At 43.9% G+C, this 9,828-nt stretch carries 10 protein-coding genes; 8 read left to right on the top strand and 2 right to left on the bottom strand.

The window, feature by feature from the left end:
* Positions 1-24 precede the first annotated feature (24 nt).
* Positions 25-330 carry a transposase gene (locus DFR44_RS08115; RefSeq protein ID WP_133620012.1) on the bottom strand — a complete coding sequence of 102 codons (306 nt, stop codon included), beginning with the start codon at positions 328-330 and terminating at the stop codon, positions 25-27.
* A 147-nt stretch (positions 331-477) separates the two neighbouring features.
* The gene (locus DFR44_RS08110; RefSeq protein ID WP_211336921.1) at positions 478-1,224 is read right to left on the bottom strand and encodes a Bax inhibitor-1/YccA family protein; all 747 of its coding nucleotides are present in this window, start codon (positions 1,222-1,224) and stop codon (positions 478-480) included.
* A 320-nt stretch (positions 1,225-1,544) separates the two neighbouring features.
* Here DFR44_RS08110 and DFR44_RS08105 point away from each other — a divergent pair, with 320 nt between their 5' ends.
* The 8 genes from DFR44_RS08105 (at position 1,545) to DFR44_RS08070 (ending at position 9,818) form a co-directional block, all read left to right on the top strand.
* Positions 1,545-1,925, top strand: a complete 381-nt coding sequence (locus DFR44_RS08105; protein ID WP_133620897.1) for an SdrD B-like domain-containing protein — start codon at positions 1,545-1,547, stop codon at positions 1,923-1,925.
* A gap of 126 nt (positions 1,926-2,051) precedes the next feature.
* The gene (locus DFR44_RS08100) at positions 2,052-2,786 is read left to right on the top strand and encodes a pseudouridine synthase (RefSeq protein ID WP_133620895.1); all 735 of its coding nucleotides are present in this window, start codon (positions 2,052-2,054) and stop codon (positions 2,784-2,786) included.
* Between the two features lie 18 nt (positions 2,787-2,804).
* Positions 2,805-3,269 (top strand): DUF192 domain-containing protein, encoded by a 465-nt coding sequence (locus tag DFR44_RS08095; RefSeq protein ID WP_162845211.1) that lies wholly within the window; start codon positions 2,805-2,807, stop codon positions 3,267-3,269.
* Positions 3,270-3,282: 13 nt separating this feature from the next.
* Positions 3,283-4,137, top strand: a complete 855-nt coding sequence (locus DFR44_RS08090) for a squalene/phytoene synthase family protein (RefSeq protein WP_133620891.1) — start codon at positions 3,283-3,285, stop codon at positions 4,135-4,137.
* A 265-nt stretch (positions 4,138-4,402) separates the two neighbouring features.
* Entirely contained in the window at positions 4,403-6,616 is a 2,214-nt protein-coding gene (locus DFR44_RS08085) for a patatin-like phospholipase family protein (RefSeq protein WP_162845210.1), read from the top strand.
* A gap of 378 nt (positions 6,617-6,994) precedes the next feature.
* A complete protein-coding gene (locus DFR44_RS08080) occupies positions 6,995-8,389 on the top strand; it encodes an efflux transporter outer membrane subunit (RefSeq protein ID WP_133620887.1) in 1,395 nt (464 codons plus the stop codon).
* The gene (locus DFR44_RS08075; protein WP_133620885.1) at positions 8,389-8,817 is read left to right on the top strand and encodes a hypothetical protein; all 429 of its coding nucleotides are present in this window, start codon (positions 8,389-8,391) and stop codon (positions 8,815-8,817) included. Before DFR44_RS08080 ends, DFR44_RS08075 begins: the two co-directional genes overlap by 1 nt.
* Positions 8,814-9,818: an HlyD family secretion protein gene (locus DFR44_RS08070; RefSeq protein ID WP_133620883.1), complete on the top strand. Its 1,005-nt coding sequence runs from the start codon at positions 8,814-8,816 to the stop codon at positions 9,816-9,818. Before DFR44_RS08075 ends, DFR44_RS08070 begins: the two co-directional genes overlap by 4 nt.
* Positions 9,819-9,828: the final 10 nt, after the last annotated feature.

Raw genomic sequence — 9,828 nt, 5'->3', positions numbered from 1 at the left:
CGTCCTGACCAATCATTGCGTACTTTACGGTTTCAGGCTCGCAAAGTACGCGCTTGCCTTTTTTAGGAATTCAATCTCCCGCTTGCGCAAATCAAGCTCTTTATGAGCGGCTTTGAGTTGACGCTCTAATGTTTGATAGTCTTGGCGACTTGGGCTTTGGCCTTTGGTTGAGGCAGCTTTAGGATTCTTCATGGTTTCATAAATCCAGTTCGTTAATGTACCGTAGTTTATACCCAAATCTCGAGCCACTTCCGCGTAACTCAGCTCGCCTGATAATGCTAAACTCACTGCCTCAGCTTTGAATGAGTCATCGTAACGATTGCGTTGCATTTGACACCTCTCTTTTTACGTTAAAAGGTGTCCGTCAATTCGAGGGCAGATCAGATTACAAACCTTAAACCTTATGGTATCTAGGCTTTATCGGGCATAAAAAAAACGCATGACATTGTCATGCGTTTTAAAATTTGTCGACGATTTTTAATCACGCAATTTTGACAATAAGCGCAAGAATTCAATGTATAACCAAACCAAAGTGACGGTTAAGCTAAATGCGCCGTACCACTCCATGTGTTTTGGAGCGCCTGAATTAACGCCATTTTCAATAAAATCAAAATCCAACACCAAATTCAATGCCGCAACGCTGACCACTAAAAGACTAAAGCCAATGCCAATCACCCCACCTTGATGTATGAATGGAATGCTTGTACCAAAAAACGACATGATGAAACTTACCAAATACAATAAGCAAATGGCACCTGTTGCCGAAATAACCATTAACTTGAAGTTTTCGGTGGCGCGAATTAACCCCGATTTATAAGCTAAAAGTAAAGTTGCCATTGTGCCTAATGTTAAGGCAACGGCTTGTAGTGCAATGCCAGGATAGCGCAATTCAAAAAAAGCAGAAATGGCACCTAAAAACAAACCTTCTGCAGCAGCATAAATGGGTGCTAAGTAAGGCGCGGTGTGGGGTTTAAAACTAATGACCAATGCTAAAACAAGCCCAATAATTGCGCCCGCGATTGACAACATGTTTGCCATGCCCGCATTGTCAGGATTCTGCATGACCATTGACCAAGGCCACGCAGAAGTCAATGCCACTATTAACAACAAAATACCTGTTTTATTGACCGTGCCATCAAGAGTCATGCGGTCTGCCTGTGTACCAATACTTGGCTCGAAAGTCTTGTCACTTAGCATTGGGTTGCCTGAGCGAAATTCCATCATTATTTCCTTATAAAAACAGTATTTAAACTCTATTTTTGCATATCAAAACTTAATAGACATTAATTAATAAGCAAAAAATAGAAACAAAAACGCGTACAGATTCATACTGACACTTAGCAGAGATAATACATTAAAAACATATGAAACCACATTTTTTAGTGGCGCTTTATAGATACCAGTGGTCGTCTTGCAAATAAGATGACGTTTGCGTATGTGGCATCAGTCGTCTCATGGCATAATTGAGTTATACATTATCACAAAAATAAATGATTTTTTTGTTTGCTGAAAACACCAGCTTATACTTTATAAGGACGTGAATCATGAAAATAATACGTAATGGCTTGATTTTGCTTTCAACCTGCCTATCGCTGACCTCACATGCTCAACAAGATTTCACAATGTCTGCTGGGGTCATTGGCTCAGTTTTTGAAGATGAGAACCGAGATGGTGTTCGAAATAAAGGCGAAGCGGGAATGCCAGGGGTTCGTCTCGTGACTCAAGACGGTTTATTTGTCGAGACTGATGCAAATGGGCTATTTCACATCAGTGACCTCGAGTCACAAGGCCGCTATTTTTCAATTAAATTAGATGAGCAAACGTTGCCTGGAGACTACGAGTTGACAACACAAAATCCTCAAGTCAGATACGCTTCCAGCACTTTGAGTAATTTTAATTTTGGTGTGGTTCAACGCAAAAAGTAAGCTGTGCAAAAAGGCTTTGAATATTTTTGTGTTGGTCTTCGTCAAAATTAAGGGTAGAGCGCTCACAAAGACCTCACCGAAGGCACAGAACTTGGTATCATTCAGCCTTAGATAAAGGATTTCTCCATGCTATTGCTATTGAATAAACCATTTGGCGTTATTTGCCAGTTCACAGCCCAAGACGGTCATACAACACTCAAAGAGTTTGTTAAAGTGCCAAACGTGTACCCAGCAGGTCGATTGGATACGGACTCAGAAGGCTTGTTGGTCTTAACAGATGATGGTCGATTGCAAAATCAAATTAGCCATCCAATGCATAAAAAGCCCAAAACATACGTGGTACAAGTGGAGGGCACGCCTTCTGATGCCAGTCTAAAAAAATTGCGTGCGGGTGTGTTGTTAGGTGATGAAACGACTTTACCCTGCCAAGCTGAAATTATTGATGAGCCATCGTGGTTGTGGGAACGTCATCCCCCCATTCGTTACCGCGCGAGCATCCCTACACACTGGTTGCAAATCACCTTAACTGAGGGTAAAAATCGTCAAGTGCGTCGCATGACCGCCGCAGTTGGTTTACCCACGTTGCGCTTAATTCGCACGCATGTAGCAGGTTATAGTTTATTTGATGATGGACTGTTAATGTTAGGCGATGTGCGCGTGGTCGATGCCACACCAGCCCCACCATCACCCGCGCGTTCTGCACCCGTCAATCACCGCCGTGGCTCATATCAACCTAATTTTGTCAGTAAAAAATCAGGTAGCATGCCGACCAATATTCGCAGTGCGCGAGTTGGCGCAGCCAGTCAAGCAAGTCGCGATCGCCGCAACTCAGCAAACGCCATCAGAAAAAAATCATCATAATTTACAATGGGTTGTGATATGAAGTTAAAGTTAAATGGTTCTTTCGCTTTTACTTTGTTTTTGTCTGTTTCTTTGTTACAGGCATGCCAAAACACGGTTCAAAATGAGAAGCAGAGCTTGTCAGAAACCCGTTTTGTTGCCTTGAATCAGCTCAAAAATATTAAGCTGGAAGTGGCTGATGACGATGCGAAGCGACAGGTCGGCTTGATGAACCGTCCAAGCATGGCGGACAACGCGGGCATGTTATTTGTCTTTGATGAAGAAAAACCCTATTGCTTTTGGATGAAAAATACTTTGATTCCATTGACCGTGGGATTTTTAGATGTCAATGGTGTATTGGTGCAAACTGAAGACATGCAGCCGCAAACTGAAGTTGTTCATTGCGCCCGTTCAGCGGTCAAGTACGCTGTTGAAATGAATCAAAATTGGTTTAAAAGCCAAAATGTTGAGGTGGGCACTCAACTTTTAAAGGTTTCTCCGTAAGCATAGTCATCACATGAGCCATTTCATCGAGCAACTCAACGCGCCTCAACCCGCCAGCAGTCTTTTCTTTGCGCTGCGTTCAGCACCCCGCAAGCAGCAAGTGCCGCTACGGGCATTGTATACGCTGCATAAAAAATGGCGTGAAGCCTCTGAATATGTTGACCAACATCAAGCGGTGACCACATTAAACTGGTGGCATCATGAATTGGAGAAAACGCTCGCTGGCGAGATTAACCATCCTGCTTTAATTGAGTTGAAACCTTTTTTTTCCGCAGAAGATAAAAGCCCCACTCAATTTTTCAAGCAATTGCAAGGTCTATTGCATGGACACATGCATTGGCATCACCTGACGCGCGTGGATACACTTGCGCAGCTTGAGCCAACTATTGACGCCATTGCGGGCTCATTTAGCCAAGCTTGGCTTGGTTTGACATATGGCTCAGACAGCCTTGAGTTAAATAATTATGCTCAAGCTGCGGGTCGAGTCATTTGGTGGGTCGACCATACCCGTCACATTGGGCATGAGTTGACGCCATCGCGTTTATGGTTGCCCATGGTTTGGTTAAAAGAGTTAAACTTACCAGCTCATTTATTATTAAAAAAAGATGCGCCAATTGCTGAGCGTTCTTTTCATGGGGCAGATTTAATGAAACGATTGCTCCAACAAGGTCGTTCGTCTTTGTCCGAATACGAACAAGCATATCGTTCTTTGAATCGTGAGCAACAAAAAACGGTGCATAGCCTACATGTGCTTGTTGAGTTACGTAAACGTCTATTAGATGAAATAAATGCTCATCCAGCTGAAGTTTGGGAGGGCGTTGTCAGCCTGTCTCCACTTCAAAAATGGTGGGCTACAGCTAGGCTTTGATGGTTATAAGTACTTGTTTTAAAGTACTTTCTTTAAGCCAATAAGCCAACTCAGTACACAATCAAAAATTAAACACACTGACCGCCTGCAGCAGGGCGGTTGCTTGCGCTCGTTTACGTAACAATACAAAAGCAAATCAAAGAAAACAAAAAAGCAATTTATATAACATTTAAAATGTTTTTATCTGTATCTTTATGCTTTTATATTAAATATTATATTTTGCAATTTGTTTGAATTGTGAAGCATGTTTCTTAATGGATTTAGAATGAGTTTATTGAATAAGCGTCGAGTTTGGCCTCACTTAAGCGCGTTGGCATTGGCTTTATTATCAACGTACACACAAGCTGCGCATGCGGATGATGCTAAACGGTTAAAAGTTGGTTTGGTGTTGGGCGGCGGCGGTGCTCGAGGCGCGGCTCATGTGGGCGTCATTAAAAAACTTGAAGAGTTACGCATCCCCGTTGATTGTATTTCGGGAACAAGCATGGGGGGCTTGGTGGCTGGGGCTTTTAGCACGGGCATGTCATCTGAGCAAATGAGCCAAGCCTTAGCTGACGCAGATTGGCGGGATATGTTTAATGATTCACCGAATTATGCCGAGTTGACACCGCGTAACAAAAATATTTCTCAAACGTATATCCCCGCAAGTGAAGCGGGCATCAAAAATGGACATTTGAAGTTTCCATCGGCTGTTTTGGGTGGACAAAAAATTAAGTTTTTTATTAATCAATTGGTAGAAGCGGATAAAGCGCCTCAAATGATTGAGAATCAAAAACTGCCTTTGTCTCTTATTGCAACGGATATCGTCACAGGTCAACGGGTTGCGTATCGCAATGGTGACTTAGCAACGGTTATGCGCGCCACCATGTCTGTCCCCGGCTTAATTGCGCCTGTTAAGTATAATGGGCGAACCTTGGTGGATGGCGGTTTGGTTGACAACGTGCCGATTCGAGAAGTCAAAGAGATGTGCCACCCTGATGTCGTCATCGCGGTGAATGTGGGTTCACCGTTGCTTAAAGAAGAGGAAATTGAGTCTTCACCGTTGTCGGTGACCGCTCAAACATTGAATTTATTGACCGAGCAAAACGTTACACAATCTTTGGCCATGTTAAATCGTCAGCAAGACGTTTATATTCAACCAGATTTAGACGGCATTACGGCGGCTGATTTTGAACGCAACCAAGAAACAATCAAGCGTGGCTATGCTGCTGCCAATCAAGCCGAAGCTCAATTAAAAAAACTGTCACTGACAGCAACACAATACAGTGGTTGGCGAGCTGAGGTACAGAACAAACCAAGACCGAGTCCAATTATTGATAAAGTCGAAGTGGTTGAAGGTAATGCGCAAGACAGTATTAACCTTACTCAACAGATTAAGCAAAAACCCAATGAGCCTTTAAACACGACTCAATTAAAAAATGACCTGTTATATGCCTATGGTGATGGTCGCTATTCGAATATGGATTATCAGTTACTGTCAGACCATGATAAAACGACCTTACGTGTATTGCCAACAAAAAAACCTTGGGGACCAAATTATGCAAGGGCAGGGCTGAACTTTTCTTGGGGAACGCGAGAAACAGCGGCATATAATTTACGTTTAGGTTATCAAATGACCGAAATCAATCGCTTAGGTGGCGAGTTGTTATTTAGTGGGCAATTAGGCAATACCAACCGTGCAGTTGTAAACTGGTATCAACCGATTGACTCTCGCCGTAGACTATTTACGGATGTTTCTGTGGGGTACAGCGACCAAAAAGTGAATGTCTACCAAAATGGCCGAGCCCAATCTTCTTACAACACGAACCTCACAGAAGCAAGTGCCGCACTCGGTTTTAACTTTAACCGCTATGGTGTCATGAAACTGGGTGTGGTTCAACGCCGTCCTCATGCCAGTTTAGACATTGGCTCGGAGAGCTTACAGACAAGTAGTACCGCTCAATCAGCGCACGGTTGGTATGTGTCCGCTGATTTTGATCGAATGAATCAACTGTATTTCCCCACAAAAGGTTGGCTTGCTCGTGCCAGTTATTTTGATATGAATGATTACAGTAAAGTGTCCGCTGAACTTCAAGGCGCTTATAGCATTAAAGACTTTGTTTTCACTGGCAAATTGGCTTATACAGGTTCACCCAAAGGTCAGTTGCCTCTTAGTGATGCGGCATTTTTAGGTGGGGCCAATAACTTGGCAGGTCTTAGTAATCAGCAGGTCATTGGAGATAATCTTCAATATGCAGGCTTAAGGGTTGAGCGTGTCTTGAGCAAAATGCCGTTGGGTATACGAGGAGATTTGCGTCTAGGACTATCAACGGAGATAGGTAAAATGAGAACCCGCTATAGTGAAACCCAAGGCCAAGGCTGGATTAAATCTGGCAGCATCTATCTTGGTGGTGAAACGCCTGTTGGACCATTGTATGTGGGCGTGTCTAAGGCGACAAATAATAGTCCGCGTGTGTATTTATTCATTGGCACGCCATGAGCTACGCGCAATTAGCCCCTTATGGGTTTCATTGCCGCTTAAACGGTTCAAGTATTAACTTCTATAAGTTTTAACTTAAAAAGCACGTGATTAAACGTGCTTTTTAGTTTTTCAATCAAAGACGAACATGCTTTCACGTGCTTTCACCGTGGAAAAAATATAGAACTTGTACGAATATTGAGGTTGGATTTTTAGTATCATATCAATCTATTTTTATCTTTATATACTTTATTTTGCATTTTGATTTTTGCTCATTCATTTAACATCGTTTGCCTTAACTCAAAGACAAAAAAGACAAAGATTAAAATCGATATACGTGCTAAGTGAGGGGTATATTTTTTGCTTATATGAACAGCACATTTAACCATGTAGGAACGTATGAAATTCAAACCCAAGATGATTGGTCTGGCACTGCTTGGAAGCTCTAGCCTATTTTTATTAGGCTGTAGCCACTTGTCAGAAGACTACAAAGCCCCTGATTTAGAGCTACCGTCTGTTCCAGAGGGGGTTAAGCAAAGTATTTCCTCCACATCATGGTGGGCGTCTTTTGGTGACCCTGTTCTCAATGGCTGGGAGCAAGAAGCATTGGCACACAACTGGGATTTAGTTAAAGCCTACGCACGTATGGAGGAGGCACGGGCTGGTTTGGCGAGTACTCAATCGTTGATTACACCTAGGGTTGACGTCGTCGGCGGGCTTTCAGGTTCGCGCTATAAAGTTGGAACGAACACTTCAGTTGACGAGCTTAATCGCCTCACACGCAGTGCATCAGTTGGTTTGGCGTTGAACTGGGAGCTGGATGTATGGGGGCGCGTCAAACAACTCAATGAAGGCGCCAAAGCGCGTTGGAGCAGTTCTGAATTAATGCAAGATGCCACGGCGTTGTCTATTTCTGGATTGGTGGCCGATACATATTTTCAGTGGCGAACATTGCAAAGCAAACTTGCCATCACCCGTGACGCCGTAGAGCAACTCAAAAAAATCACTGATTTGGAGCGTCGCAGATGGAAAGCGGGGCTGGGTACGGAGTTAAGTTATAGCCAAAGTTTAGCCGAATTAGATTCTGTAGAATCCAAGTTGCCTTTGCTGGTTGAAGCAGTAGGGCGAGCGGAGTTGGCCCTTCAGGTTTTAGCAGGTCGTCCACCGCGAGACATAGAGCAAGCACTGCCGAAAAAGACAGCCGCGATTAAAGTTCCCGCCACACCTAAAGTACTTGATACTCAACTTCTGTTGCGACGACCAGACGTGGCCGCAGCAGAATGGGCGCTTAAGGCGGCGTACGCCGATGTCAATGTCTCTCGCTTGGAACGTTATCCGCGCTTGAATTTATCCATCTTGGGTGGCTTGCTCGCATCGAGCAGTGCCGCCATAGCGGGCGTCCCCCTGTGGTTAGATACGGGTTTAAATGCAGCTGCACCATTGTTTGATGGTGGTTTGAATGCCTCCAAAGTAGATGCAAGTCTCGCACGCCGTGATTATGCCAAAGCACAGTACCACCAAGCGGTATTGCAGGCTTATCGAGATTTACAAGAAGCCGTCTTGGCTCAGACCAGCAGCGATCGTTATGTGCTCATGGTTGAAAAGGAGCTGGCTTCAAGAGAAAGGGCACTCCAATTAACACAAAAAAGCCGTGATGCGGGTCGAAGCAGCCAGTACGAAGTCCTCGCCGAACAACTCAAAGTTTTACAAGCGAAGTTGACGCTGAGTGATGCGAAACAAGCCCAATGGCTGTCACGCAGTCATTTTTTCAAAGCAATTGGAGGAAATTTATAATGCTATTTCATGTCTATAACGAAGAAAAGCCCGCTGGCTTTTTCATACACGAGCCAGACGGCTTGTATCGAGCCATCTTGGATGCCGATTGGATTTTATATTTGTTATTGCCGTTGCTTTTGCTTGTCGCAATTTTTGCACTGATGTATTTATGGCGTTTGCATGAGATTCCCAAGCACAAAGCCGAACATAAAAAAATGATTCAAGCTGAATTGGTCAGTGCATTAACCATACTTGGGCTATTTGAGCATTGGGTGTGGGCTGTGGCCTTGTTTATTGCTTATACCAACTGGAACAGCGTCGAAGAATTTTTTGTTAATGTGCTTCGCCGTTCTCGTGAAATTGAGCCCATTGCAGCCCAAGAAAACGCGGCATCTAACGCCCCCCAATCCCCACAAACTGCCAGCCCAGAAGGTGAAGCATCATGAAAATTGTTTTAGTTCCTTATATTTTAATTTGTTGGCTGCTGCTCAGATTTGGCGTTGTTAAGCGTTCGCTCGGCAATTTTATTGCCATGGGGCTTGGCGGGGTGCTTTTGCTGTTCATGTTATTTACGTTTACACGCTTTTACGCTGTATTGGACTTAACAGGCTCCTCAACAGTAAAAGCGCCGCATATCGTCCTCAACTCACCTGCGGGAGGCGAGATTGACAAAATTTTCGTGACCCACAACCAAAAAGTTAAAGCAGGTGATTCTATTTATAGCTTCAAAACCGATCGCTATGAAATCGCCTTGACCGCCAAACAAGCAGAACTGTCACGGCTGAAAGCTCAATTGGACAAACTTAGAAACGATTTAAAACGTTTAGAGCCTTTGCGCAACGACGTGGTGTCACAAGCAGAATATGACAACAAACAAATCGAAGTGACCAATCAACGAGAATTAGTCATCAAAGCCACTCAAGATATTTCTGATTTACAGTGGAAAATCGACCATGCCTTGGTTCAAGCCCCAACAGACGGGCAAGTCAATGTGATTTACGCTTCAGAAGGGCAATACTTTGGTGAGCAACGACCATCGGCGATTTTGATGTTCACAAACAAAAAGTTCATTGAAATGCGCATACCCGACCAATCATACGCGTTCATTAAGCCACAGGCATTTGCGGAGTTTTATGTAGACGCATATCCTGGAAAAATCTTCCGAGCGCGGGTACAAAGTGTCACCGAATCAACAGGAGAAGCCCAAGGTTCATTGTTGTCGACGCCGCAAAGCGTCACGCAACAAGTCATGAAAAACAGCAACGATATTGGTCGCACCGTTATCTTAGAGTTTGAAGAGCCTGCAGGCGTACACATTCCAATTGGAGCCACAGGACAAGCGTGGATTGCCGCAGAAAAACCTGTGCACATTTTAGGGTTTTTGGATGTCATCGCGGGCATGTTGCTCCGTTTTGCAGCCGCAGAGTCTTATCTCAAAGCGTTGTAATCAATATTAA

It is taken from the genome of Hydromonas duriensis (assembly GCF_004363775.1).
GTDB lineage: Bacteria > Pseudomonadota > Gammaproteobacteria > Burkholderiales > Burkholderiaceae > Hydromonas > Hydromonas duriensis.
Note: the sequence above shows the minus strand (reverse complement) of the source record. Positions and strands in the feature narration are given on the sequence as shown.